This is a genomic window from Streptomyces sp. NPDC026417 (genome assembly GCF_055567695.1).
Genome location: NZ_JBVHPY010000005.1, coordinates 204,057 through 228,076, shown reverse-complemented (window position 1 = coordinate 228,076; position 24,020 = coordinate 204,057). Strand labels below are relative to the sequence as shown.

The 24,020-nt window shown below is 71.9% G+C and carries 22 protein-coding genes; 13 read left to right on the top strand and 9 right to left on the bottom strand.

Annotation, left to right across the window (positions count from 1 at the left end):
* The first annotated feature begins 82 nt into the window (after positions 1-82).
* Positions 83-649: a PepSY domain-containing protein gene (locus ACZ4NT_RS10625; RefSeq protein WP_467724701.1), complete on the top strand. Its 567-nt coding sequence runs from the start codon at positions 83-85 to the stop codon at positions 647-649.
* A 364-nt stretch (positions 650-1,013) separates the two neighbouring features.
* Here ACZ4NT_RS10625 and meaB read toward each other — a convergent pair whose 3' ends face one another.
* A complete protein-coding gene (meaB, locus tag ACZ4NT_RS10620) occupies positions 1,014-1,970 on the bottom strand; it encodes a methylmalonyl Co-A mutase-associated GTPase MeaB (protein ID WP_121406024.1) in 957 nt (318 codons plus the stop codon).
* Between the two features lie 76 nt (positions 1,971-2,046).
* Entirely contained in the window at positions 2,047-3,249 is a 1,203-nt protein-coding gene (locus ACZ4NT_RS10615) for an acetyl-CoA C-acetyltransferase (RefSeq protein WP_121406023.1), read from the bottom strand.
* 146 nt (positions 3,250-3,395) lie between these two features.
* On the opposite strand from ACZ4NT_RS10615, the gene mce reads away from it, so the two are divergent.
* The 7 genes from mce (at position 3,396) to ACZ4NT_RS10580 (ending at position 13,240) form a co-directional block, all read left to right on the top strand.
* Positions 3,396-3,836 carry a methylmalonyl-CoA epimerase gene (gene mce / locus ACZ4NT_RS10610; RefSeq protein ID WP_121406022.1) on the top strand — a complete coding sequence of 147 codons (441 nt, stop codon included), beginning with the start codon at positions 3,396-3,398 and terminating at the stop codon, positions 3,834-3,836.
* Between the two features lie 257 nt (positions 3,837-4,093).
* Positions 4,094-7,942 (top strand): polarized growth protein Scy, encoded by a 3,849-nt coding sequence (scy, locus tag ACZ4NT_RS10605; RefSeq protein WP_467724698.1) that lies wholly within the window; start codon positions 4,094-4,096, stop codon positions 7,940-7,942.
* Between the two features lie 183 nt (positions 7,943-8,125).
* Positions 8,126-9,061, top strand: coding sequence for a coiled-coil domain-containing protein (locus ACZ4NT_RS10600; RefSeq protein ID WP_121406020.1), 936 nt, complete (start codon positions 8,126-8,128; stop codon positions 9,059-9,061).
* A 118-nt stretch (positions 9,062-9,179) separates the two neighbouring features.
* Positions 9,180-10,169, top strand: coding sequence for an ABC transporter ATP-binding protein (locus tag ACZ4NT_RS10595; RefSeq protein WP_467724696.1), 990 nt, complete (start codon positions 9,180-9,182; stop codon positions 10,167-10,169).
* A 2-nt stretch (positions 10,170-10,171) separates the two neighbouring features.
* The gene (locus ACZ4NT_RS10590) at positions 10,172-10,942 is read left to right on the top strand and encodes an ABC transporter permease (protein WP_121406018.1); all 771 of its coding nucleotides are present in this window, start codon (positions 10,172-10,174) and stop codon (positions 10,940-10,942) included.
* A 220-nt stretch (positions 10,943-11,162) separates the two neighbouring features.
* Positions 11,163-12,401, top strand: a complete 1,239-nt coding sequence (locus tag ACZ4NT_RS10585) for an ABC transporter ATP-binding protein (RefSeq protein WP_121406017.1) — start codon at positions 11,163-11,165, stop codon at positions 12,399-12,401.
* Complete coding sequence (locus ACZ4NT_RS10580; RefSeq protein WP_121406016.1) at positions 12,398-13,240, top strand: ABC transporter permease subunit; 843 nt, start codon at positions 12,398-12,400, stop codon at positions 13,238-13,240. The genes ACZ4NT_RS10585 and ACZ4NT_RS10580 overlap by 4 nt, the downstream gene beginning before the upstream one ends.
* 50 nt (positions 13,241-13,290) lie before the next feature.
* Here the strand turns inward: ACZ4NT_RS10580 and ACZ4NT_RS10575 are convergent, their stop codons facing one another.
* The gene (locus ACZ4NT_RS10575) at positions 13,291-13,632 is read right to left on the bottom strand and encodes an ATP/GTP-binding protein (RefSeq protein WP_121406015.1); all 342 of its coding nucleotides are present in this window, start codon (positions 13,630-13,632) and stop codon (positions 13,291-13,293) included.
* 218 nt (positions 13,633-13,850) lie between these two features.
* On the opposite strand from ACZ4NT_RS10575, the gene ACZ4NT_RS10570 reads away from it, so the two are divergent.
* On the top strand, positions 13,851-14,879 hold the full coding sequence (locus ACZ4NT_RS10570) for an LLM class flavin-dependent oxidoreductase (RefSeq protein ID WP_121406014.1): 1,029 nt from the start codon (positions 13,851-13,853) through the stop codon (positions 14,877-14,879).
* A 139-nt stretch (positions 14,880-15,018) separates the two neighbouring features.
* On the opposite strand, the gene ACZ4NT_RS10565 is transcribed toward ACZ4NT_RS10570, so the two are convergent.
* The gene (locus tag ACZ4NT_RS10565) at positions 15,019-15,411 is read right to left on the bottom strand and encodes an SCO5389 family protein (protein ID WP_121406013.1); all 393 of its coding nucleotides are present in this window, start codon (positions 15,409-15,411) and stop codon (positions 15,019-15,021) included.
* Between the two features lie 298 nt (positions 15,412-15,709).
* On the opposite strand from ACZ4NT_RS10565, the gene nucS reads away from it, so the two are divergent.
* Positions 15,710-16,381 carry an endonuclease NucS gene (gene nucS / locus ACZ4NT_RS10560; RefSeq protein WP_121406012.1) on the top strand — a complete coding sequence of 224 codons (672 nt, stop codon included), beginning with the start codon at positions 15,710-15,712 and terminating at the stop codon, positions 16,379-16,381.
* Between the two features lie 85 nt (positions 16,382-16,466).
* Here nucS and ACZ4NT_RS10555 read toward each other — a convergent pair whose 3' ends face one another.
* From ACZ4NT_RS10555 to ACZ4NT_RS10540, 4 genes are all read right to left on the bottom strand, one after another.
* On the bottom strand, positions 16,467-18,920 hold the full coding sequence (locus ACZ4NT_RS10555) for a P-loop NTPase family protein (protein ID WP_467724693.1): 2,454 nt from the start codon (positions 18,918-18,920) through the stop codon (positions 16,467-16,469).
* Between the two features lie 216 nt (positions 18,921-19,136).
* Positions 19,137-19,460, bottom strand: coding sequence for an STAS domain-containing protein (locus ACZ4NT_RS10550; RefSeq protein WP_030672301.1), 324 nt, complete (start codon positions 19,458-19,460; stop codon positions 19,137-19,139).
* Positions 19,461-19,618: 158 nt separating this feature from the next.
* Positions 19,619-20,467 carry a 3-hydroxyacyl-CoA dehydrogenase family protein gene (locus ACZ4NT_RS10545; RefSeq protein ID WP_121406010.1) on the bottom strand — a complete coding sequence of 283 codons (849 nt, stop codon included), beginning with the start codon at positions 20,465-20,467 and terminating at the stop codon, positions 19,619-19,621.
* A 124-nt stretch (positions 20,468-20,591) separates the two neighbouring features.
* Entirely contained in the window at positions 20,592-21,233 is a 642-nt protein-coding gene (locus ACZ4NT_RS10540; RefSeq protein ID WP_121406009.1) for a TetR/AcrR family transcriptional regulator, read from the bottom strand.
* 80 nt (positions 21,234-21,313) lie between these two features.
* Here ACZ4NT_RS10540 and ACZ4NT_RS10535 point away from each other — a divergent pair, with 80 nt between their 5' ends.
* From ACZ4NT_RS10535 to ACZ4NT_RS10525, 3 genes are read left to right on the top strand one after another with little or no spacing between them, the layout of a single operon-like run.
* A complete protein-coding gene (locus tag ACZ4NT_RS10535; RefSeq protein ID WP_467724689.1) occupies positions 21,314-22,096 on the top strand; it encodes an ABC transporter ATP-binding protein in 783 nt (260 codons plus the stop codon).
* A gap of 12 nt (positions 22,097-22,108) precedes the next feature.
* Positions 22,109-22,858, top strand: a complete 750-nt coding sequence (locus ACZ4NT_RS10530; RefSeq protein WP_121406007.1) for an ABC transporter permease — start codon at positions 22,109-22,111, stop codon at positions 22,856-22,858.
* A 13-nt stretch (positions 22,859-22,871) separates the two neighbouring features.
* Positions 22,872-23,444 carry a cob(I)yrinic acid a,c-diamide adenosyltransferase gene (locus ACZ4NT_RS10525; RefSeq protein WP_121406006.1) on the top strand — a complete coding sequence of 191 codons (573 nt, stop codon included), beginning with the start codon at positions 22,872-22,874 and terminating at the stop codon, positions 23,442-23,444.
* Here ACZ4NT_RS10525 and ACZ4NT_RS10520 read toward each other — a convergent pair.
* Entirely contained in the window at positions 23,361-23,975 is a 615-nt protein-coding gene (locus ACZ4NT_RS10520) for a hypothetical protein (RefSeq protein WP_467724838.1), read from the bottom strand. The two genes, ACZ4NT_RS10525 and ACZ4NT_RS10520, sit on opposite strands and share 84 nt — an antisense overlap.
* Between the last annotated feature and the right edge of the window lie 45 nt (positions 23,976-24,020).

Sequence of the window (24,020 nt, the reverse complement as noted above, 5' to 3'; positions counted from 1 at the left end):
CTTCAGCCCGGCTTCAGCGCCCGTCGGGCAGATTGGAACCCGTCGAAACACGGTGTTGCAGTCGAAACCGGGAGGAAATCTCATGAAGCGCAACCTCGTCATCGCCACCGTCGCCGCCGCGGCTCTGATCGGAGGCGGTTCCGCGACGGCCCTCGCGGTCGCGGGCGACGACGACGGGCCGACGCGGCAGTCGAGTGCGCGGGACACGGAGGACGCCGCGGCGAAGGCCGCGAAGGTGACCGCCGCCGAGGCCATCGACACCGCTCTGGAGCACACTCCGGGGACCGCCGTCTCCGCGGACCTGGACGACGACGCGGGCGCCGTGGCGTGGGAGGTCGACGTCCTCGGCAAGGGGGACGCCGTGCACAGCGTCCGCGTCGACCCCGCCACCGGCAAGGTGCTCGGCTCCCAGGTCGAGACCGAGGACGACGCCGCCGAGGCCCGGGCCGCGCTGAAGGGCACGTCCACCTCGGCCGCCGAGGCCGCCCGCGCCGCCGCCGCGAAGGGGACGGTCACCTCCGTCGACCTGGAGGACGAGGGCGGCAGCGCCTGGGAGGCGGAGACGAGGTCCGCGAACGGCACCGAGCACGACTGGCGCGTCGACCCGCGGACGGCGAACGTGACCGCGGCCACCCCGGACGACGACTGACCGTCCCCGCCGCAGCCGAGGCGGGGGCCGGCGAGCCCGGCGCCGACGGGGTACCGCCTGCGCCCACCCGTGCCGCCCCTAGCGGCACGCCCGCCCGCAGTTTGGCCTGCCGGATGTGCACTGGGCCTGCCCGCAGCGCAATGGGTGCGTGCCCGCAGCCGCCGTACGGCGGGAGGGGCCGTGCCGGTACATCAGATGCCCGTTGCAGACCGGGCAGGCAACTCCGGGCCACCCCTGTGACGGAGTTCGGCGCCCGGCCTGCAACGGGCGGATGTACCGGCACGGCCCCGACCCACGTCGCACAAAAGGCGCCCCGCGTCGCACAAAAGGCGCCCCACGCCCGGCGAAGGCGCCCCGGCCCGCGTCAGCCCCGCGTCAGCCCCGCCACCAGCTCGTCCGCGGCACCGTAGGGATCCAGCTCCCCCGACACGATCCGCTCCGCCAGCGCGCTCAGCCGTCGGTCACCGTGCAGGTCCCCGATCCGCTCCCGCAGCGCCGTGACCGCGATCGTCTCGACCTCCCGAGCGGCCCGCGCGAGCCGCCGCTCGGCCAGCACCCCCCGCTCCTCCATCCACGCCCGGTGCTTCTCCAGGGCCTCGACGACCTCGTCGATGCCCTCCCCGCGCGCCGCCACCGTCTTCACGATCGGCGGCCGCCAGTCCCCCGGCCCCCGGGACTCCCCGAGCCCCAGCATGTGGTTCAGCTCCCGGGCCGTCGCGTCGGCCCCGTCCCGGTCCGCCTTGTTGACGACGTACACGTCACCGATCTCCAGGATCCCGGCCTTGGCCGCCTGGATCCCGTCCCCCATGCCGGGCGCGAGCAGCACCACCGACGTGTCGGCCTGCGAGGCGATCTCCACCTCGGACTGGCCGACACCGACGGTCTCGACGAGGACGACGTCGCAGCCCGCCGCGTCCAGGACCCGGATCGCCTGCGGGGCCGCCCAGGCGAGCCCGCCCAGGTGCCCGCGGGTGGCCATGGAGCGGATGTACACCCCGGGGTCGGACGCGTGCTCCGACATCCGCACCCGGTCCCCGAGCAGCGCACCCCCGGAGAACGGCGACGACGGGTCGACCGCCAGCACCCCGACCCGCCGGCCGAGCCGCCGGTACGCGGTGACCAGCGCCGACGTGGAGGTCGACTTGCCGACACCGGGCGACCCGGTGAGCCCCACGACGTAGGCGTTCCCCGCGAGCGGGGCGAGCGCCGACATGACCTCACGGAGCTGCTCGGACGCCCCCTCCACCAGGGAGATCAGCCGGGCCACGGCCCGCGGCCGCCCTTCCCTGGCCTGGGCCACCAGTGAGGAGACGTCCTGCATCACAGCTCCGTTCATTCAAGTCGTACGTAAGAGACGAACCGCAGCCCCGGCGGACCACCGGCCCACCGGACCGGCGTCAGGCCTTGGGTACCCGCACGATCAGCGCGTCACCCTGCCCGCCACCACCGCACAGCGCGGCCGCACCCACGCCGCCACCCCGCCGCTTCAGCTCCAGGGCGAGGTGCAGCACCAGCCGCGCGCCGGACATGCCGATCGGGTGCCCCAGGGCGATGGCACCACCGTTGACGTTCACCTTCTCCGTGGACACGCCGAGGTCCTTCATGGACTGCACGGCGACCGCGGCGAAGGCCTCGTTGATCTCGATCAGGTCAAGATCCCCGACGTCCAGCCCCTCCTTCTTCAGCGCGTGCTGGATGGCGTTGGAGGGCTGCGACTGCAACGAGTTGTCCGGCCCGGCCACGTTCCCGTGCGCACCGATCTCGGCGATCCACTCCAGGCCCAGCTCCTGCGCCTTGGCCTTGCTCATCACGACCACGGCCGCCGCACCGTCGGAGATCTGCGAGGCGCTGCCCGCGGTGATCGTGCCGTCCTTGGCGAAGGCGGGCCGCAGCTTGCCGAGCGACTCGGCGGTGGTCTCACCGCGGATGCCCTCGTCCTTGCTGAAGACGACGGGCTCGCCCTTGCGCTGGGGGATCTCGACCGGCGTGATCTCCGCCTCGAAGATGCCGTTCTTCTGGGCCGCGGCGGCACGCTGGTGGGAGAGCGCCGCGATCTCGTCCTGCTCGGGGCGGGCGATGCCGAGGCGGGTGTTGTGCTTCTCCGTCGACTCGCCCATGGCGATGTTCTCGAAGGCGTCGGTCAGTCCGTCGTACGCCATGGCGTCGAGCATCTCGACGGCACCGTACTTGTAGCCCTCGCGGGACTTGGGGAGCAGGTGCGGGGCGTTCGTCATGGACTCCTGGCCGCCGGCGACCACCACGTCGAATTCGCCGGCGCGAATGAGCTGGTCGGCGAGGGCGATGGCGTCGAGGCCCGACAGACAGACCTTGTTGATCGTGAGCGCCGGCACGCTCATCGGGATGCCGGCCTTGACCGCGGCCTGCCGCGCCGGGATCTGCCCCGCCCCGGCCTGCAGAACCTGGCCCATAATGACGTACTGCACCTGGTCGCCGCCGATTCCCGCACGGTCGAGGGCGGCCTTGATCGCGAATCCTCCGAGGTCGGCTCCGGAGAAGGACTTCAGCGAGCCGAGCAACCGTCCCATCGGGGTGCGGGCACCCGCGACGATCACGGAGGTCGTGCTGTTCGTTCCAGACATGAGGTGCGATCCCCTTCCAGCTTGCACAGCTGAGGAGTGAACGAGGGTTTACTCGAATGTACTGAGCGGTACGCCGGGCGTCATCGGGCGACGAGTGTGATCGCGCGCACGTTGCGTAACCACGCGAGGAGCGCTGCACTGGCTGCATGCTGACGCGAATCGACCACATCGGGATCGCCTGTTTCGACCTCGACAGGACTGTCGAGTTCTACCGTGCGACGTACGGCTTCGAAGTCTTCCACTCCGAGGTGAACGAAGAGCAGGGCGTGCGCGAGGCCATGCTCAAGATCAACGAGACGTCCGACGGCGGCGCCTCCTACCTCCAGCTGCTCGAACCCACCCGCGAGGACTCCGCCGTGGGCAAGTGGCTGGCCAAGAACGGCGAGGGCGTGCACCACATCGCCTTCGGCACGGCGGACGTCGACGCCGACGCGGCGGACATCAGGGACAAGGGCGTGCGGGTCCTCTACGACGAGCCCCGGATCGGGTCCATGGGCTCCCGGATCACCTTCCTCCACCCCAAGGATTGCCATGGCGTGCTGACAGAACTGGTCACTTCGGCGGCTGTTGAGTCACCTGAGCACTGACCTCCGTATATCTGGGCCGGTAGGGTTGGGGACGGCCGCCGCCACTTCGGGGCGGCCCGGGGCCTGTCGTTGGGCCGGCCCCGGGGTTCTGTCTGCGACAGGACCGAGGGCCGGGGTCCAGGTTTCGGGGGGCGAGCGTCGGGGCAGCAGCCCATGCTCCGCCGTTGATCTGACACCATTCCCCGGGGGCCCCGTTCGGCGGACGGACGGAGCTCGTTCGGAAAGACTTGCGACCAGGGGACGGATGGGACCGCGCAGTGCGGGGCTACGAACGCCAGGAGCGAGAGCCGGCGGCTGACGTCGACCACCTCTCTCGGTTCGAGGCCGAGATGGAGCGGCTGAAGACCGAGCGGGAGAAGGCCGTCCAGCACGCCGAGGACCTCGGCTATCAGGTCGAGGTGCTGCGCGCCAAGCTGCACGAGGCGCGCCGCAGTCTGGCGACCCGTCCTGCCTACGACGGCGCGGACATCGGCTACCAGGCCGAGCAGCTGCTCCGCAACGCCCAGATCCAGGCCGACCAGCTGCGCTCGGACGCCGAGCGGGAGCTGAGCCAGGCCCGCGCGCAGACGCAGCGCATCCTGCAGGAGCACGCCGAGCAGGCCGCCCGTCTCCAGGCGGAACTGCACCAGGAGGCGGTCACCCGCCGCCAGCAGCTCGACCAGGAGCTGGCCGAGCGCCGGCAGACCGTCGAGTCGCACGTCAACGAGAACGTGGCCTGGGCCGAGCAGTTGCGGGCCCGCACCGAGCAGCAGGCCCGCCGGCTCCTGGAGGAGTCGCGTGCGGAGGCCGACCAGGCGCTGGCCGCGGCCCGTGCCGAGGCCGAGCGGATCGCCGCCGAGGCCCGCCAGCGGCTCACGAACGACGCCGAGGCGGCCCGCGCGGAGGCCGAGCAGCTGCTGCGCCGGGCCCGTACGGACGCCGAGCGCCTGCTGAACGCCGCGTCGACGCAGGCGCAGGAGGCCACCGAGCACGCCGAGCAGCTCCGCAGTTCCACGGCGACGGAGTCGGACGCCGCCCGCCGCCAGGCCACCGAGCTGAGCCGGACCGCCGAGCAGCGCATGGCGGAGGCCGAGACGGCGCTGCGCGAGGCGCGCGCCGAGGCGGACAAGCTCGTCGCCGAGGCGAAGGAGGCCGCCGCCAAGGCGCTGTCCAGCGCGGAGTCGGCGAACGAGCAGCGCACGCGGACCGCGAAGGAGCAGGTCGCCCGGCTGGTCAGCGAGGCCACCAAGGAGGCCGAGACCACCAAGGCGGACGCCGAGCAGCTCGTCGCGGACGCCAAGGCGGCGGCCGAGAAGATCGTCGCGGAGGCCGAGGAGAACGCGCGCAGCCTCACCGCCGAGGAGACCGCCTCGCAGCTCGCCAAGGCGGCGCGGACGGCCGAGGAGGTCCTCGACAAGGCTTCCGAGGACGCCAAGAAGACCACCAGGGCGGCGACCGAGGAGGCCGAGCGGATCCGCTCCGAGGCGGAGGCCGAGGCGGACCGGCTCCGGGCGCAGGCGCACGACATCGCCGAGGAGCTCAAGGGCGCGGCGAAGGACGACACCAAGGAGTACCGCGCCAAGACGGTCGAGCTGCAGGAGGAGGCGCGCAGGCTGCGCGGCGACGCCGAGCAGCTGCGTGCCGACGCGGTCTCCGAGGGCGAGCGGATCCGCAGCGAGGCCCGGCGCGAGGCCGTCCAGCAGATCGAGGAGGCGGCGAGGACCGCCGAGGAGCTGCTCGCCAAGGCGAAGGCGGACGCGGACGAGCTGCGGACGACCGCCACGGCGGACAGCGAGCGGGTGCGCACCGAGGCCATCGAGCGGGCGACGACGCTGCGCCGGCAGGCCGAGGAGACGCTGGAGCGCACGCGCGCCGAGGCGGAGCGGTACCGGGCGGAGGCCGTCGAGCGGTCCGAGGGCATCACGGCGGATGCCGAGCGGGCCGCGCAGGAGCTGCGCGAGGAGACCGAGCGGGCCGTGACGGCCCGGCGGGCCGACGCCGCCGAGGAGCTGAACCGGCTGCGCACGGAGGCCGAGGAGCGGCTCACCGCGGCCGAGCAGGCCCTGACGGACGCGCGCGCGGAGGCCGAGCGGATCCGCCGCGAGGCCGCCGACGAGGCGGAGCGGCTGCGCACCGAGGCCGCCGAGCGGATCCGTACGCTGCAGGCGCAGGCCGAGGCGGAGGCGGAGCGGCTGCGCACCGAGGCGGCGGCGGACGCGTCCGCGTCGCGGGCCGAGGCGGAGAACATCGCCGTACGGCTGCGTTCGGAGGCCGCGGCGGAGGCCGAGCGGCTGAAGGCGGAGGCCCAGGACACCGCCGATCGGGTACGGGCGGAGGCGCAGGCCGCCGCGGAGCGGCTGGCGAGCGAGGGCGCCGAAACGCTGGCCGCCGCGCAGGAGGAGGCCGCCCGGCGCCGTCGCGAGGCCGAGGAACTCCTCGGCTCGGCGCGTCAGGAGGCCGACCAGGAGCGCGAGCGGGCCCGCGAGCAGAGCGAGGAGCTGCTGGCGTCGGCGCGCACCCGGGTGGACGAGGCCCAGGCCGAGGCCGTCCGGCTGGTCGAGGAGGCCGACCGGCGTGCGACCGAGATGGTCACGAGCGCCGAGCAGACCGCGCAGCAGGTCCGCGACTCCGTGGCCGGGCTGCACGAGCAGGCGCAGGACGAGATCGCCGGGCTGCGGTCGGCGGCCGAGCACGTGGCGGACCGTACGCGGAGCGAGGCGCAGGAGGAGGCGGACCGGGTCCGCGCCGACGCGTACGCCGAGCGGGAGCGCGCGTCCGAGGACGCGACGCGCATCCGGCGGGAGGCGTCCGAGGAGTCGGAGGCCGCCAAGTCCCTTGCGGAGCGCACCGTTGCGGAGGCGATCGCCGAGTCCGAGCGGCTGCGCTCGGATGCCGCGGAGCACGCCCAGCGGGTCCGCACGGAGGCGTCCGACACGATCGCGAACGCCGATCAGGACGCGTCGCGGACCCGTGCGGAGGCGCGTGAGGACGCGAACCGGATCCGTTCGGACGCGGCGACGCAGGCGGACACCCTCATCGGCGAGGCGCGGTCCGAGGCGGAGCGGCTGGCGGCGGAGACGGCCGCGGAGGCCGAGCGGGTGCGGACGGAGTCCGTCTCGAAGGCCGAGAAGCTCATCTCGGACGCGACCGGTGACGCGGAGCGGCTGCGCGCCGAGGCCGCCGAGACGGTCGGCTCCGCGCAGCAGCACGCGGAGCGGATCCGCTCCGAGGCGGAGCGGGTCAAGGCGGAGGCGGCTGCGGAGGCCGAGCGGGTCACGACGGTCGCGCGCGAGAAGGCGGAGCGGACGCTGGACGAGGCCCGCAAGGAGGCCAACAAGCGGCGTTCGGAGGCGGCCGAGCAGGTCGACACGCTGATCTCGGAGACGGCCGCGGAGGCGGACAAGCTCCTGGCGGAGGCGCAGCAGACCGCGCAGAAGACCACGGCGGACGCCGAGGGCCAGGCCGACACGATGGTGGGCGCGGCCCGCAACGAGGCCGAGCGGCTGGTGTCCGAGGCGACGGTCGAGGGCAACTCGCTGGTGGAGCGGGCCCGTACGGACGCCGACGAGCTGCTGGTCGGCGCGCGCCGGGACGCCACGGCCATAAGGGAGCGCGCGGAGGAGCTGCGGGACCGCATCACCTCCGAGATCGAGGAGCTGCACGACCGGGCGCGCCGGGAGTCGGCGGAGACGATGAAGACGGCGGGCGAGCGCTGCGACGCGCTGGTGAAGGCCGCCGAGGACCAGCTCTCCGAGGCCGAGGCGAAGGCGAAGGACCTGGTCGCGGAGGCCAACTCCGAGGCGAGCAAGGTGCGGATCGCCGCCGTGAAGAAGGCGGAGGGGCTCCTCAAGGAGGCCGAGCAGAAGAAGAACTCGCTCGTCGCCGAGGCCACGAAGATCAAGGCCGATGCCGAGCTGGAGGCGCGGCGGATGGTCGAGGAGGGCAAGCGCGAGCTCGACGTGCTGGTCCGTCGGCGCGAGGACATCAACGCCGAGATCTCCCGTGTCCAGGACGTCCTGGAGGCGTTGGAATCCTTCGAGGCCCCGTCCGCCGGCAAGGACGGCGGGGTCAAGGCGGGCGCCGCCGTCGGGGCGCCCAGATCGGGTGGCAAGACGTCAGAGGGCTAGCGGACGGCAGCCGTTCCGCGCTTGGCCAGGACCTTTGGGACGGCGGCTGGCAAGCTCTCCGACGGTCAGCCACCCGAAAGGAGTGTCATTCTCCAGATCAAACACGTATCCGCTCGATGACTCACCGCTTTGGCCCCTAGGATTCCCTCTATCACCTCACCGGTCTCATTCGACAGGAACCCCATGAGCGACACTTCCCCCTACGGCTTCGAGCTTGTGCGGCGTGGGTACGACCGCGCTCAGGTGGACGAACGCATTTCGAAGCTCGTCTCCGACCGTGACAGCGCTCTGGCCCGTATCACTGCTCTCGAAAAGCGCATCGAGGAACTCCACCTCGAGACGCAGAACGCCCAGGCCCAGGTCAGCGACGCGGAGCCGTCGTACGCGGGTCTCGGCGCGCGCGTCGAGAAGATCCTCCGTCTCGCCGAGGAGGAGGCGAAGGACCTGCGCGAGGAGGCCCGTCGCGCGTCCGAGCAGCACCGCGAGCTCGCCGAGTCGGCGGCCCAGCAGGTGCGCAACGACGCAGAATCGTTCGCTGCGGACCGCAAGGCCAAGGCGGAGGACGAGGGCGTCCGGATCGTCGAGAAGGCCAAGAGCGACGCCTCCCAGCTGCGTTCCGAGGCGCAGAAGGACGCGCAGTCGAAGCGTGAGGAGGCGGACGCCCTCTTCGAGGAGACCCGTGCCAAGGCCGCGCAGGCGGCGGCGGACTTCGAGACGAACCTGGCGAAGCGCCGCGAGCAGTCGGAGCGCGACCTCGCGTCCCGTCAGGCGAAGGCCGAGAAGCGTCTCGCGGAGATCGAGCACCGCGCCGAGCAGCTGCGCCTGGAGGCCGAGAAGCTGCGGACGGACGCGGAGCGCCGTGCCCGCCAGACGGTGGAGACCGCTCAGCGCCAGGCCGAGGACATCGTGGCGGACGCGAACGCGAAGGCGGACCGGATCCGTTCGGAGTCCGAGCGCGAGCTGGCGGCGCTCACCAACCGCCGCGACTCCATCAACGCGCAGCTCACGAACGTCCGCGAGATGCTCGCGACGCTCACGGGTGCCGCGGTGGCCGCGGCCGGCACGCCCGCCGAGGACGAGCCGATCTCGCGTGGGGTTCCCGCGCAGCAGTCCCGCTAGCCGGTAGCGGAGCACAGCGACAGCACGGGCCCGTGCCTCCTTTCGGGGGCGCGGGCCTTCGTCGTACCGGCTTCTCGCTGCGGTGGCAGGGCCCTGGGGCCCGTTCTAACGTGGCCGCATGATCGAGCTCGAGGGGCTGACCAAGCGGTACGGCGAGAAGGTGGCGGTCAACAACCTGACGTTCGCCGTCAGACCGGGCATCGTCACCGGTTTCCTCGGGCCCAACGGGGCGGGGAAGTCGACCACGATGCGGATGATGCTCGGGCTCGACCGTCCGACGTCGGGCGATGTCCGGATCGACGGTCAGCATTACGACCGGCTCAAGGATCCGCTGCGGTACATCGGGGCGCTGCTGGACGCCAAGGCGATGCACGGCGGCCGCAGCGCCTTCAACCACCTGCTGTGTCTGGCGCAGAGCAACGGCATTCCGCGGGCGCGGGTCGACGAGGTCCTCGACACGGTGGGGCTCACCTCGGTCGCCCGGAAGAAGGCGAAGGGGTTCTCCCTCGGCATGGGCCAGCGGCTGGGGATCGCGGGCGCGCTGCTGGGCGATCCGCGGATCCTGATGTTCGACGAGCCGGTCAACGGGCTCGACCCCGAGGGCATCCACTGGATCCGCACGCTGATGAAGTCCCTTGCCGCGCAGGGCCGTACGGTCTTCGTCTCGTCGCACCTGATGAGCGAGATGGCGCTCACCGCCGATCACCTCGTCGTCATCGGCCGGGGCCGACTGCTCGCGGACACGTCCATGGCGGACTTCATCGCGCAGAACTCGCGCTCGTACGTGCGGGTGCGCTCGCCCCAGCGCGAGGCGCTGCTCGACGTGCTGCACCGGGCGGGGGTCACGGTTCTGGAGGTGGGCGACGGGACGCTGGAGGCGGACGGGGTGGGGCCGGAGGAGATCGGTGAGCTGGCCGCGCGGCACCAACTCGTGCTGCACGAGCTGAGCCCGCAGCGGGCGTCACTGGAGGAGGCCTTCATGCAGCTGACGGCGGAGACGGTGGAGTACCACGCGCACACCGGGCCCCCGCTCGCCGGGAGCGAGGAGCCGCCGCAGGCCGTGCCGTCGGGACGGCAGCAGTGGGGCAGCGACTGGAAGAGGGGCTGACGATGGCGGCGACGCAGGTCATCAGGTCCGAGTGGACCAAGATCCGTTCGGTGGCGTCCACGGTCTGGACGCTGAGTCTCGCCCTGGTCGTCACGGTCGCGCTCGGCATCCTGATCTCGCTGCTGTCCAAGAACGAGTTCGACGACATGAGCGAGCGGGACCGGCTGTCCTTCGACCCGACGTTCATCAGCTTCGCCGGGATGAGCCTCGGTCAGCTGGCGATGATCGTGTTCGGGGTGCTGGTCGTCTCGAACGAGTACAGCACCGGCATGATCCGCACCTCGCTCGCGGCGGTGCCGCAGCGCGGCTCGTTCCTCTTCAGCAAGATCGCCGTGGCGACCGGTCTCGCCCTGGTGGTCGGCCTCGTCACCAGTTTCGTCGCGTTCTCCCTCGGCCAGGCGGTGCTGGGTTCGCACCGGGCGTCGATCGGCGACCCGGGCGTCCTGCGGGCAGTGATCGGCGGGGGCCTCTACATGACGCTCATCGCCGTGTTCTCGATGGGCGTCGCGACGATGCTCCGCAGCCCGATGCTCTCCCTGGGCATCCTGATGCCGTTCTTCTTCCTGATCTCGGCGATCCTCGGCAACGTCTCCGCCACCAAGAAGGTCGGCCGCTGGCTCCCGGACCAGGCGGGGAGCCGGATCCTGCAGGTGGTGACGCCGCTGGACGACGACACCCCGTACGGCCCGTGGGGCGGCCTGGGCATCATGGTGCTGTGGGTGGCGGCGGCGCTGATCGGCGGGTACGTGCTGCTGAGGAAGCGGGACGCGTAGGGGTGTGGTGACGGCGACGAAGCGGACGCTCCTATTCCGTATCTCGTCTGACCAGCCGCGACACGTACCTGACAAAGAAGGCCACGCAGCGCCCACCTGAACCCTCGTGACCTGCGCGGTTTTACTCAGTCTTGAGTGGAACCGTCAGCGCCCGGATATCCTCCTAACCCTTACGGGGGCGTGTGCCCCGTCGTCCTGAACCTTTCGATGGGTGCGGAGCATGATCGAGGCAGTCGGCCTGACGAAGCGCTATGGCGCCAAGACGGCCGTGTACAACCTTTCCTTCCAGGTGCGGCCGGGTGCCGTCACCGGCTTCCTCGGGCCCAACGGCTCGGGCAAGTCGACGACGATGCGCATGATCCTCGGCCTGGACAACCCCACCTCGGGGCAGGTGACGATCGGCGGCTTCCCGTACCGCAAGCTGCCCAACGCCCCCCGCCAGGTCGGTGCGCTGCTGGACGCCAAGGCGGTGCACGGCGGCCGGCACGCCCGCAACCACCTGCTCTGCCTCGCGCAGCTGTCGGGCATCCCCGCCCGCCGCGTGGACGAGGTCCTCGGCGTGGTCGGCCTGCAGGACGTCGCCAAGAAGCGCTCCAAGGGCTTCTCCCTCGGCATGGGCCAGCGGCTCGGCATCGCCGCCGCCCTCCTCGGCGATCCCCAGGTGCTGCTCTTCGACGAGCCGGTCAACGGCCTCGATCCCGAGGGCATCCTCTGGGTGCGCAACCTGATGAAGTCGCTCGCCGCCGAGGGGCGCACGGTCTTCGTCTCGTCCCACCTGATGAGCGAGATGGCGCTCACCGCCGACCACCTCATCGTGATCGGCCGGGGCCAGCTGCTCGCCGACTCCAACATCCGCGACTTCATCTCGCACAACTCGGCCGACTTCGCCCGGGTCCGCACCCCGGACACCGAGCCGCAGCTGCGGGAGAAGCTGACGGCCGCGCTGACCGAGGCCGGCGGCCAGGTGCTGCCCGAACAGGACGGCGCGCTGCGCGTGATGGGCCTGCCGCTTCCCCGCATCAGCGACCTCGCCCACTCCGCGGACGTACGCCTGTGGGAGCTGTCGCCGCACCAGGCGTCGCTGGAGGAGGCGTACATGCGGATGACGCAGGGCGCCGTCGACTACCGCTCGACCATCGACCAGAAGGCCGGGCTCCAGCAGGAGCTGCCGCCGGGTGCGATGCCCCCGGGTGTCATGGCGCCGCAGATGCCGGTACCGGGCCAGGGCCAGCCGGGCTGGTACGCCCCGCCGCCGCCCCAGCAGGGCGGCCAGCCGTTCGCGATGCCGCAGGGCCAGCCTGCGGCGGGCCCGTACGGCGCCCCCGCGGCCCCCGCCGCCGGTCAGCCCAACCCCTATGCCCAGGCCGCGCCCCAGGCCCCCGCAGGGCCCTCCGCGGCGCCCGCCGCGCCCTCTGCCGCTCCCGACCTGAACAAGCGCGACAGCGAGGACCCCCGATGAGCACGCCCCAGCCCCCGATGCCGCAGCAGACCGCGCCCGCTCCCCACTGGCAGGCGCCCGGCGGTTCGTACACCTCGCCGATCCCGGTCACCCGTACCCACCTCGGGCACGCGCTGGCCTCCGAGTGGACGAAGATCAAGTCGGTGCGCTCCACGATGTGGACGCTCGGCGTGTTCCTGCTCCTGGTGGTCGGCATCGGCTTCCTGGTCGCCGTCCAGACGGAGGACGTGGACTACTCCGACGTCCCGTACACGATCCCGGCGTTCTTCGGCCTGATCCTCGGGCAGATCTGCCTGATCACCTTGGGCGTCCTGGTGGTCTCCTCGGAGTACGGCACGGGCATGATCCGTACGACGTTCACGGCCTCGCCGCAGCGTCACCGGGTGCTCGCCGCGAAGCTCCTGATCTTCTTCGCGGTCGCGTTCGCCGTGTCCGCCTTCGCCATCGGCCTGGTCGGCCTGATGACGTCGGGCCTGCACGGCGGTTCCTCGGACAACGAGTGGGGCGGCACGGTGCTCAAGGGCGCCCTGTACGTCTCGCTGCTCGGGGTGCTGGCCCTCGCCGTCGGCTCGATGCTGCGGCACTCGGCCGGTGCGATCACCACGATGCTGGGTGTCGTGCTGGTGCCCGCGATCATGCCCGCGTTCCTGATGATGTCCGAGAGCATGCGCAGCATCGGCGAGAAGATGATGGACTACAACGCGCCCAACTCCCTCGCCAAGATCTTCGAGTTGGACAACGAGAGCGGTGGCGGCACCGCTCAACTCGGCCTGCTGGCCGGGGTGACGGCCGCGGCGATCGCCGGCGCCTTCGTCCTGCTGGAGCGACGGGACGTCTGAGACGCCCGGCCGCCGCCCGCGCCCGTGACCGCCGGTGGGCGGTACGGGGTTCAGAATCTCGGCGCGTTACGGGACCGCTGCACCCGCGAGGTGCGGCGGTCCTTCGCGTTCCAGCAGGCCTTGTGCCAGTGGCGCCGCTCGTCCACCCCGGAGTGCTCGGGCCACGCCACGACATGCGGGACACCCGAGGGAATCAGCTGGTCGCAGCCCGGGCAGCGGTACGTCTTGCCCTGGGCGCTCGCGCCCGCCACGTGGCGCACGCTCCACTCCTCGCCCCGCCAGCTCTCCGTGGACTGCCAGCCCCCGTAGCGCCCGGAGCGCTCGTCCTGGTCCGCGGACCCGCTCGGGCCGGACGAGCCGGCGCCCTTCGGACGGTTGCGACGCGGGGACACAGGACACCTCACGGAGCTATACAGGGAGCAGGAGCCGCGTCCAGCCTACGCGGCGGCCACCCGGGTACGCGTACTCCACCAACCCCCTCCGACCCCCACCGACCGGCTCATTCTGCAGACAATCCGGAAATCTCCCCGGCAACCCGTGTCCTCGGCACGTGTCAGGGGGTTATGCCGGTGGGGAAGCTCCGCGTCGGTGCCAAGGAGGCAGGAGTGCGATGCGCGTAGGAAGTTTTGTACTGGCGGCCCAGTTCCCGGGCCAGGGCCAGGGGGAGGCCCTGCACCGTGCGGTGCGGTCGGCCGAAGTGGCGGAGGAGGCGGGGCTCGACTCGGTGTGGCTGGCCGAGCACCACTTCGTGCCGTACGGCACGTGCCCGTCGGCCGTCACCCTGGCCGCGCTGCTGCTGGGCCGCACGCGGCGGATCCGGGTCGGTACGGCGGTGAGCGTACTGCCGACCGTCCATCCCGTGGCACTCGGCGAACAGGCCGCCCTGCTGCACGTGACATCCGGCGGGCGGTTCTCGCTGGGCGTGGGCCGCGGCGGCCCCTGGGTGGACCTGGAGGTCTTCGGCTCGGGTCTGGAGGCATACGAGAAGGGCTTCCCGGAATCACTCGATCTGCTGGTGCGCTGGCTGCGCGAACCGTCCGTCGCGGGCACCGGGGAGCGGTTCGCCTTCCGGGAAGTCCCGGTCGTGCCGCGGCCGTCGGAGGCGCTGGACTGTGTGGCGGGCCCCGAGGTGGTCGTCGCCTGCACCTCGCCCGCCAGTGTCCGGCTGGCCGCCGAGCGCGGGCTGCCGATGCTCCTGGGGATGCACGTCGGCGACGAGGAGAAGGCCGAAATGGTGGCGTTCTGGCGGCGGCACGCCCGTGCCGCGGGCCGGCCGGGCGACGAGATCCTGACCGCCGGTCATGTCTCGGCGGGTGTCTGCCAGATCGCCGACCGCCGCACGGACGCGGCGGAGACCCTGCTGAAGGCGATGCCCGGCTGGCTGAAGCAGGGGCTGGACGCCCATGTGACCGTGGACGGCCGCGCCCGCAGCATGCGGGACCCCTGGGCGTACACCGAACTGCTCTGCGGGCTGCACCCCGTGGGGACTCCGAGGCTGTGCGCCGACCGCCTCGCGGCGACGTCGGAGCGCACCGGCATCTCCCGCTTCGCCCTGCTGGTCGAGGGCTCGGGGGATCTCGCGACGACCGAGGAGAACGTACGCCGGCTCGGCGCCGAGGTGCTCCCCCACCTCGGCTGAGCCCACCGGCCCTCGCTCGGCGGCCGGCCCCTCGCGGGGCCCGCCGGTTCGCCGAGCCGACCGGCCCTTCGGGGAGCTTGCCGCCCCAGTACAGATGCACCTCCCGCGTACGGAGCGGCAAGCAGTGCGGCTCGGTGCGTCAGCAGTCCCGGAACTCCGGCGACTGGTTCAGCAACTGGCTGCGGACCGACGTGAAGCGTGCCAGCGTGTCGTCCACCGTGGCGTCCAACGGGAACACCGCGACCCGGTGGCAGTTCTGGAAGGCCAGCCGCACTCCGAAGTGCCGCTGCAGCGCGCCGCGTATCGCGTCACTCGCGAGCGCACGCAGCAGCTGGCCACGTGCCTGCTCGTCCGGCGGCGGCGTCTGGTTGTCGGCGAAGTTGCCGCCGTCCACCTTCAGCTGGGCCGCCAGGGAGCTGATCATCTCCCACGCATAGGGCAGGGAGGTCCGGACGCAGTCGACGAAGTCAGCTTCGTCGACCTCGCCTCGCTCGGCCTGTTCGAGTAGGGCCGGTGAGACGTCGAGCGACATGGGTACTCCTCTCGCACCCCCAGAGGAACGGGGGTTGACGGACAGGGCGGAAGACCGCGACATCAGACACGCTGCGTACACGCATCGCGACCTCCCGTTTATACGGTAGGCAACGGACGATGGCGGCACCAGGAGAATGCCCACACAGCGAACAACCGGTAGGCACACAATCGGCCAGTACCGAACACGGGTGATCCAGGGCAAAGGGACGTGTTCGAAAGGCCTCGCGGTGCGTGCGGGGCCGGGGAGACGCGGGCGAATCGCGTGCAGAGGTGGGCTTCGAGTAGCGTTGCCGACCATGCGTCTCGTCATCGCCCGGTGCTCCGTCGACTACGCGGGCCGGCTCACCGCCCATCTCCCGTCCGCCCCCCGCCTCATCCTCGTGAAGGCGGACGGCAGCGTCTCCATCCATGCGGACGACCGGGCCTACAAGCCCCTCAACTGGATGTCGCCGCCCTGCACGCTGAAGGAGGGGTCCGGCGACGAGGAAGGCGTGTGGACCGTCGTCAACAAGGCCGGCGAGAAGCTCATCATCACGATGGAGGAGGTCCTCCACGACTCCTCGCACGAGCTGGGCGTGGACCCGGGCCTGATCAAGGACGGCGTGGAAGCGCACCTTCAGGAGCTGCTCGCGGACCGCATCGAGACGCTCGGCGAGGGCTACTCGCTCATCCGCCGCGAGTACATGACGGCCATCGGCCCCGTCGACATCCTCTGCCGCGACGCCGAGGGGCAGACCGTGGCCATCGAGATCAAGCGGCGCGGCGAGATCGACGGCGTGGAGCAACTCACGCGCTATCTGGAGCTGTTGAACCGCGACCCGCATCTCGCGCCGGTGCGCGGCATCTTCGCCGCCCAGGAGATCAAGCCGCAGGCCCGCGTCCTCGCCACGGACCGCGGGATCGGCTGCACGGTCCTGGACTACAACGCGCTGCGCGGCATCGAGGACGACAAGCTGCGGCTGTTCTGAGTCCCGGCCGCGCGCCCGTACGGAGGGCGGCGACGGCGGGAGGGCCGGGTCCGTCTTCTCGGACCCGGCCCTCCCGCCGTTCCGCTCACATCACCGGCGTGCCGTCAAAGGACCCGGCCGGGCCGCTGGCGGAGCTGGTCGCCGGCCCGCTGGCGGAGTCCGAGGTGGACGGGGTCGACGGCGTGCCGCTCGGCGAGGTGGACGGCGAGGGCGACGGCGAGTGACTCGTCGGCGGCTTGCTGGTCGGCGGCTTCGGCGACGAGGGCTTCGGTGAGGACGGAGGCTTGGTGGTGGGCGACTTGGAGGGCGACTTCGTCGGATCCGCCCTCTTCGTCCCGCTCGGGTCGTCCGACGGCTCCCCGCCGGCGGACGGCGTCGGGTCGTCCGAGGTCCCGTAGGTGCCGTCCGGACCCGGGTCCGTGGGCTCGGCCGACGCCCCCGCGTCCCCGGTGTCCTTGTCCGTCTCGTCGGCGCCGAGGCCGTCGTCGGTGCCCTGGCTGACCGAGGGATTGACGCCGACCTGCTCGGACGGGTTGTCGTTGTTGTCGGAGGTCATGCCGAGCGTGACCACCGTGCCGAGGACCGCCGCCAGCAGCGCACCGGAGCCCGCGGCGACCAGATTGCGGCGGGTCCCGCCGACCAGGCCCTTGATGCCGCCGGCCCGCGGCGCGGGCGCCGGACCGGTGGGCCGCTGGGTGACGAGCGTCGACGCCTCGGGCGCGGCGGGCAGGGCGAACGCGGCGGGTACGCCGGAGGGCGGCGACGCGGGCTCCTCGCCGCGCGCGTCCGGCACCTCCTCCCCGGACACGGTTCCGGCACCGGGCTGCACGGCCCCGGAGCGGTCCGCGACCAGCGCGAGGGCGCGGCGGCCGGCGACGGTGCCGCGCTTGTCGGCGAGGGCGCCGCGGAGCCCGATGGAGGCCTCCAGCTCGGCGCGGGAGCGGTCCAGCTGGCCGCCGCAGAGCGCGAGGATGCCCAACTCGTGATGGAAGTAGGCCTGATCCGGAACCTCGCCGGCGAGCCGGGACGCCTCCGCACCGGCGCGCAGCGTCCGTTCCCAGGCGCTCCAGTGCAGACCGGCGGCGAGCGCGGGCGCCGCCGTGCGGGCGAGCTGTACGGAGATGCTCTCCTCGTCGTCGAGCGGAGCCGTGGTGAGGGGCACCAGCAGGGTCAGGGCGGCGAGGATCGCGTCCGCCTCCGCGCAGACCCGTTCGGGGGTGACGGAGGGGTGCCCGGCCCACCAGGTGTAGTGGCGGGCGGCGGTGAGCGCGTGCTCCTCGATGTCGTCCGTGTACCCGGCGGCCTCCAGCTGGGCCTGCACGCCGGCCGCGAGGCGGTAGCGCGACCCGACCGGGGAGACCAGGGCGCAGCTCGCGAGTTCGGCGAGGGCGGCGTCGGCGTGGGTGTCGCCCACGAGGGCGGGCAGGTGGGCCTGGTGGGGCACCTCGCCGCCGAGCGCGACCGCGAAGCGCAGGGTGGCGCGCGCCGACTCGCTGAGCCGGGAGGCGAGCAGCGCGGCGGGCGCGGCGCCCTCGGCGAGCGAGGGCAGCGGGACGACGGGGGCGTCCTCGACTGCGGAGGGCGCGTCGGCGGGCTGGTCCTCGTAGTACCCGAACGCGTCGGGGGCCTGCGGGTCGGACAACTGGTCGCGCTGCCGCAGCAGGGCGCCGGCCTGGACGAAGCGCAGGGGCAGGCCCTCTGACTCGAACCAGAGGTCGCCCGCCCAGTTCGACTCGTCCTCGGTCAGGACGCGGCCGACGGCCCGCTCCAGGAGTTCGAGGCCGCCGCTGCGGTCGAGGCCGCCGAGGAACACCTCTTCGAGGAGGGAGTCGGCGGACGGCGCGGGGACGTCGGGCGTCGCGGCGACGACGAAGGCGCACTCGGGGGTGGCGTCGAGCAGTTCGTCGAGGGAGCTGCCGCCGAACTCCAGGTCGTCGAGGACGACGACGGCGCCGATCTCGTGGACGAGCCCGAGCAGCTCCTCCCGTTCGGGCCGGTGCCGGGGCGCGTCGTAGACGGCGGCGAACAGGTCGTGGAGTACGTCGCTCGCGGTGCGCCGGTAGCCGGTGAGGCGCACGACGCCGTCGGGCGCGAGGTCGGCGCAGTCGTCGGCGACGGCGTCCAGGAGTGCGGTGCGGCCGGAGCCCGCGGGGCCGGTGAGGCGTACCGAGCGGCCGCGGGCGAGCAGTCGGACGAGGCGCTCGCGCTCCTCCTGGCGTTCCAGGAGCGGCAGCCGGGCCTGGGCGGGGCCCGCCGGCACCGGCGGCTGGGCGGAGCGGGCCCGTTCGGCGCGCTCGGCGGCGCCGAGTTTCGCCGGCCGGGTGCGGCGCTCGCCCGGCGGGCAGTTCTCTATCTCGCTGCCGTCGACGGGGTTGACGGTGAGCAGGAAGTCGCCGGAGACGACCTGGACGGTGCGGGCGAGTGCCGGTGTGGGCTGGCCGAAGTCCGAGGTGAGTGCCTCGCGCGGCGGACGCTGCCGAGGCGCCCGGCCGTCGTCGTCATGACCGTACTCTGCGGATTCCCGGTGGTTCGGGTCCATGATGTCCTGCCCCCCAAAAGCGTCGGGTGCCGAGCCCCTCCCGGCCTTGCTGCACACCGCGCTGTCGCTTCTGGTCCGGTGCCCGCTCCAGGGGTTCAGACGGCGGGCACGCGAACCCTAAACCTTCGCTCAGTATCAGGGAACAGCCGGGGTACCGCGCCGCCCGAGACGTCACAGCTTCGTGAGGATTGCGCCGGGTACGCCGCGTGCGTGGGGTCAGACCCGGGGCAGGGACTCGACCCCGATACCGCCCTCGATCGCCAGGATGCGGTGCAGTCGGGTGGCCACCAGGAGGCGCTGCATCTGTGGCGGTACGCCGCGCAGCACGAGCCGCCGGCCGCACCGCCCGGCCCGTCGGTGGGCTCCCATGATGACGCCGAGTCCGGTGGCGTCCCAGGAGTCCAGCTCGGACAGGTCGAGCACCAGGTCGCCGACTCCGTCGTCGACGGCCGAGTGCAGGACCGTACGGGCGTCCGCCGCGCTGCGGACGTCGAGGCGGCCCCCGACGACCAGCTCGGCGTGGTCGCCCCTGATGTACATATGCGCTCCCCGAGAGTGCGTTTCGTACTCCGCGTCTGTCTGTCTGCGTATGACTGTGTGCACCGTCTGACTGCCCTGAGGGCGCAGAGGTTGCCGTCTGTAAGCGAACCGATACCGAATTCACCCTGGGGGGTGATGGCCGGAAGGGCCGTACGGATTCAGTGCTTGTAGAAGCCCTGCCCGCTCTTGCGTCCGATGTCACCGGCGTCAACCATCCGGCGCATCAGCTCCGGCGGCGCGAACTTCTCGTCCTGCGACTCCGTGTAGATGTTGCCGGTCGCGTGGAGCAGGATGTCGACGCCCGTGAGGTCGGCCGTGGCCAGGGGTCCCATGGCGTGCCCGAAGCCCAGCTTGCAGGCGAGGTCGATGTCCTCGGCGGTCGCCACGCCCGACTCGTACAGCTTGGCCGCCTCGACGACGAGCGCCGAGATGAGTCGGGTGGTCACGAAGCCGGCGACGTCACGGTTGACGACGATGCAGGTCTTGCCGACGGACTCGGCGAACTCCCGCGTGATGGCGAGGGTTTCGTCGCTCGTCTTGTAGCCGCGCACCAGCTCGCACAGCTGCATCATCGGGACCGGCGAGAAGAAGTGGGCGCCGACCACGCGCTCCGGCCGCTCCGTCACCGCCGCGATCTTGGTGATCGGGATGGCGGACGTGTTGGAGGCGAGGACCGTGTCGTCGCGGACGAGCTTGTCCAGCGTCCGGAAGATCTCGTGCTTGACCTCGAGCTTCTCGAACACGGCCTCCACGACGATGTCGGCGTCGGCGGCCGCGTCGAGGTCGGTGCTGGTGGTGATGCGCCCGAGCGCGGCTTCGGCGTCCTCCGCCGACAGCTTGCCCTTGCTCACGAACTTGTCGTACGACGCCTTGATGCCGTCGGTGCCACGGGTCAGCGCCTCGTCGGTGACGTCACGCAGAACGACGTCCCAGCCCGCCTGTGCGGATACCTGGGCGATACCGGACCCCATGAGTCCGGCTCCGATGACGGCGAGCTTCCGTGCCACTCCGACTCCCCTTAACACGCTGTTTATGTAGCCTCTCCGGCGGACCCTAGCGCTCGTGAGGGCCGCTGTGACCGGTAAGTAATGCGCGTCACGTCTCATCTGACGGACATCACACCGGCATGGGTCATCCGGGTGCACGGACGGCGTAGTTGAGCACCTTCTCGCTCAGCAGGTCCTCCATCTCGTCCAGGAGCACCAGCGTCTCGCGGGACACTTCGCCCGGATCGCGCCCCTGCACCATCTCCCGCCCGATGGACCCCATGACCGTGTGGTGCAGCCAGTTGAGCTGACCCGCCATCAGGGCCGGCAGGGTGTCGTCGGCGTCCGCGCCGGTCTCCTCGCGCAGGGTCGCCTCCAGGCTGTCCTGGACCTCCTGCTGGATGCTCCACAACCGGGACCGCAGCGGCGGCGCCTCCTGGATGACCTTCATGAAGCGGGCGTAGCCCTTCATCAGGCCGACCCGGGGGGAGACCGCCTCGACCTCCCCGCGCAGCTCCCGCAGCACGGCCGCGGCGGCCGACTCCCCGACGTCCCGGCCGCGCACCCAGCGCGAGAGGCGGTCGACCACTCCCTGGCTGCGGTCGAGGAAGAGGTCCTCCTTCGTCGCGAAGTAGTTGTAGACCGTGTTCACGGAGACGTCGGCGGCCTCCGCGACGTCGGCGATCGTGACGGTCAGGAAGCCGCGCTCCAGGAACAGCCCCGTGGCGATGTCCGAGATCCGCTGCTTCGTCTCGCGCTTCTTCCGCTCCCTGAGCCCCTCAGCCATGTCCTGATCGTAGCGCTCACTGGAGTCTCTGTAATTTTGGGGCCATTGCAAAATTGCAGCGACTCTGTTTTTCTGAGGTCATGGCAATCATCAGTACGGCCGGACTGGCCCGTACCTTCCGGACGAAACAGGGCCCCGTGGAGGCTGTGCGCGGGATCGACCTGACCGTCCGGGAGGGCGAGATCCTCGGCTTCCTCGGGCCGAACGGCGCCGGCAAGACGACCACGCTGCGCATGCTCACCACGCTGCTGCGGCCGACCGGCGGCGCCGCCACCGTCGCCGGGCACGACCTGGCCGCCGACCCCGCGGGAGTGCGGCGGGCCTGCGGTTACGTGGCGCAGTCCGGCGGGATCGATCCGCAGATCAGCGTGCGCGAGGAGCTGGTCACCCAGGGCCGCCTCTACCGGCTGCCGAAGAGCCGGGCCATCGCGCGCGCCGAGGAGCTGGCGGACGACCTCGGCCTCACCGGACTGCTCGGCCGCAGGGCGGGTGCGCTCTCCGGCGGGCAGCGGCGCCGCCTGGACATCGCGATGGCGCTCACCCACCGCCCGAAGCTGCTGTTCCTGGACGAGCCGACGACGGGGCTCGACCCGGGCAGCCGGGCCGACCTGTGGAACCTGATCCGCCGGTTGCGCGACGAGCACGGCACGACCGTGTTCCTGACCACGCACTACCTCGACGAGGCCGACGCCCTGTCCGACCGGCTGGTCGTGGTCGACACAGGGGTCGTGGTCGCCGAAGGGACGCCGAGCGCGCTGAAGCTGCGCCACGGCGGATCGGTCGACGCGACCCTCCAGGACACGTTTCTCGCCATCACCGGCCGTGGTCCGGCACCGGCCGACGCCGCCCCCGTAGCCGTTTAGGAACCCTCGAAGATGCTGCTCCACGACACGGCCCTCATCTACGGCCGCTACCTCCGCCAGTCCCTGCGCTCGCGGTTCGCCCTGCTCTTCGGCGTACTGATGCCGCTCCTCTACCTCCTCTTCTTCGGCCCGCTGCTGACGCACCTTCCACTCGGCGGGCCGGGCAGCTCCTGGCAGGTGCTGGTTCCCGGCCTGCTCATGCAACTCGGCCTGTTCGGCGCCCTGTTCGCCGGCTTCGCGATCATCATCGAGAACGGTCAGGGCGTCGTCGAGCGGATGCGGGTGACCCCGGTGAGCCGGCTCGCCCTGCTGCTCGGCCGGGTCCTGCGGGAGGCCACGGTGTTCGTCTTCCAGGCCGTCCTGCTGGTGCTGGCCGCGCTGGTGATGGGCCTGCGCGCGCCGCTCGCCGGCGTCCTGATCGGCTTCGTGTTCGTCGCCCTGCTCACGGTGTCGCTGGCCTCGCTGTCGTACGCGGTGGCGCTGCGGGTCCGCACCCCGCAGGAGTTCGGGCCGCTGATCAACGCCGTGTCCATGCCGTCGATGCTGCTGTCCGGCCTGATGCTGCCGATGACCCTGGCGCCGGGCTGGCTCGACGTGCTCTCCCACTTCATGCCGTTCCGCTACCTGGTGGACGCGATGCGGGACGCGTACGTCGGCTCGTACACGACGGCGCACATGCTGTACGGCGTCCTGACGGCCCTCGGGCTGACCGCGCTCGCCGTGACGGTGGGCACACGTGTCTTCCGGAAGGCCGGAGCGTAACTACGCTGGCCGTATGGTCAATCTGACGCGCATCTACACCAGGACCGGCGACCAGGGCACCACCGCCCTCGGCGACATGAGCCGGGTCGCCAAGACCGATCCGCGGATCTCCGCGTACGCGGACACCAACGAGGCGAACGCGGCGCTGGGCACGGCGATCGCCCTCGGCGGGCTCGACGAGGAGATCGTCGCGGTCCTCACCCGCGTCCAGAACGACCTGTTCGACGTGGGCGCGGACCTGTCGACGCCGGTCGCCGAGAACCCCGAGTTCCCGCCGCTGCGGGTCGAGCAGTTCTACATCGACCGTCTGGAGGCCGACTGCGACCGCTTCAACGAACGGCTGGAGAAGCTGCGCTCCTTCATCCTGCCCGGCGGGACGCCCGGTGCGGCGCTGCTGCACCAGGCGTGCACGGTCGTCCGCCGGGCCGAGCGTTCGACCTGGGCCGCCCTCGACGTGCACGGCGAGGTGATGAACCCGCTGACCGCCACCTACCTCAACCGGCTATCGGACCTGCTGTTCATCCTGGCCCGGACGGCCAACAAGGCGGTCGGGGACGTGCTGTGGGTCCCGGGCGGGGAGCGCTGACGCCGGGCGCCGTTTCGGCCACACCAGGTAGGTGAGCGCGATCAGGCCGTGGATGCCGGCCGCCCGCAGGGCCACCCCCTGGTAATTGCGCAGGGACGCGGCGCCGGCTTCCCCCACGTACACGACCGCGCCCTGCAGGAGGGCGCAGGCGACCGCCGTCCCCAGCAGCGTACGGAGCCAGAGTCCGCCCTCGTGGCGGGCCCGGGCCAGGCCGTACCGGGGCGGTTTCGGCGGGGGCGGCCCGCCGGCGAGGCGGTGGGCCGCGTGAGCGTCGAGCCACCGGACGGTGCGGTGCCCGTAGGCGACGGTGAACCCGATGTAGAGCGCGGCCAGGCCGTGCTCCCAGCCCGGCTCGGCGCCCCGCCTGAGGTCGACGGCCGTCACCGCGAACAGCACCAGTTCCAGCAGCGGCTCGCAGAGCAGCAGGGCCAGGCCGGTGCGGCGCAGGCCCAGCAGGTAGCGGGCCGCGAGACCGGCCGCCAGCAGCACCCAGAAGCCGGCCTCGCAGGCGATGATCAGTCCGACGACCACGGTCGCTCCTCTCTCCGACAGCTCCTCCAGCCTCCCGCCCGCGAC

Bases quoted from the DNA above. Each gene is read 5' to 3' on its own strand.
- ACZ4NT_RS10600 (WP_121406020.1), top strand. From the start codon at position 8,126: ATGAGCGACACTTCCCCCTACGGCTTCGAGCTTGTGCGGCGTGGGTAC.
- ACZ4NT_RS10555 (WP_467724693.1), bottom strand. From the start codon at position 18,920: ATGGACCCGAACCACCGGGAATCCGCAGAGTACGGTCATGACGACGAC.
- ACZ4NT_RS10550 (WP_030672301.1), bottom strand. From the start codon at position 19,460: ATGTACATCAGGGGCGACCACGCCGAGCTGGTCGTCGGGGGCCGCCTC.
- ACZ4NT_RS10525 (WP_121406006.1), top strand. From the start codon at position 22,872: ATGGTCAATCTGACGCGCATCTACACCAGGACCGGCGACCAGGGCACC.
- ACZ4NT_RS10535 (WP_467724689.1), top strand. From the start codon at position 21,314: ATGGCAATCATCAGTACGGCCGGACTGGCCCGTACCTTCCGGACGAAA.
- ACZ4NT_RS10595 (WP_467724696.1), top strand. From the start codon at position 9,180: ATGATCGAGCTCGAGGGGCTGACCAAGCGGTACGGCGAGAAGGTGGCG.
- ACZ4NT_RS10540 (WP_121406009.1), bottom strand. From the start codon at position 21,233: ATGGCTGAGGGGCTCAGGGAGCGGAAGAAGCGCGAGACGAAGCAGCGG.
- ACZ4NT_RS10615 (WP_121406023.1), bottom strand. From the start codon at position 3,249: ATGTCTGGAACGAACAGCACGACCTCCGTGATCGTCGCGGGTGCCCGC.
- ACZ4NT_RS10585 (WP_121406017.1), top strand. From the start codon at position 11,163: ATGATCGAGGCAGTCGGCCTGACGAAGCGCTATGGCGCCAAGACGGCC.
- ACZ4NT_RS10580 (WP_121406016.1), top strand. From the start codon at position 12,398: ATGAGCACGCCCCAGCCCCCGATGCCGCAGCAGACCGCGCCCGCTCCC.
- ACZ4NT_RS10590 (WP_121406018.1), top strand. From the start codon at position 10,172: ATGGCGGCGACGCAGGTCATCAGGTCCGAGTGGACCAAGATCCGTTCG.
- mce (WP_121406022.1), top strand. From the start codon at position 3,396: ATGCTGACGCGAATCGACCACATCGGGATCGCCTGTTTCGACCTCGAC.
- meaB (WP_121406024.1), bottom strand. From the start codon at position 1,970: ATGCAGGACGTCTCCTCACTGGTGGCCCAGGCCAGGGAAGGGCGGCCG.
- ACZ4NT_RS10565 (WP_121406013.1), bottom strand. From the start codon at position 15,411: ATGTCGCTCGACGTCTCACCGGCCCTACTCGAACAGGCCGAGCGAGGC.
- ACZ4NT_RS10625 (WP_467724701.1), top strand. From the start codon at position 83: ATGAAGCGCAACCTCGTCATCGCCACCGTCGCCGCCGCGGCTCTGATC.
- ACZ4NT_RS10530 (WP_121406007.1), top strand. From the start codon at position 22,109: ATGCTGCTCCACGACACGGCCCTCATCTACGGCCGCTACCTCCGCCAG.
- nucS (WP_121406012.1), top strand. From the start codon at position 15,710: ATGCGTCTCGTCATCGCCCGGTGCTCCGTCGACTACGCGGGCCGGCTC.
- ACZ4NT_RS10570 (WP_121406014.1), top strand. From the start codon at position 13,851: ATGCGCGTAGGAAGTTTTGTACTGGCGGCCCAGTTCCCGGGCCAGGGC.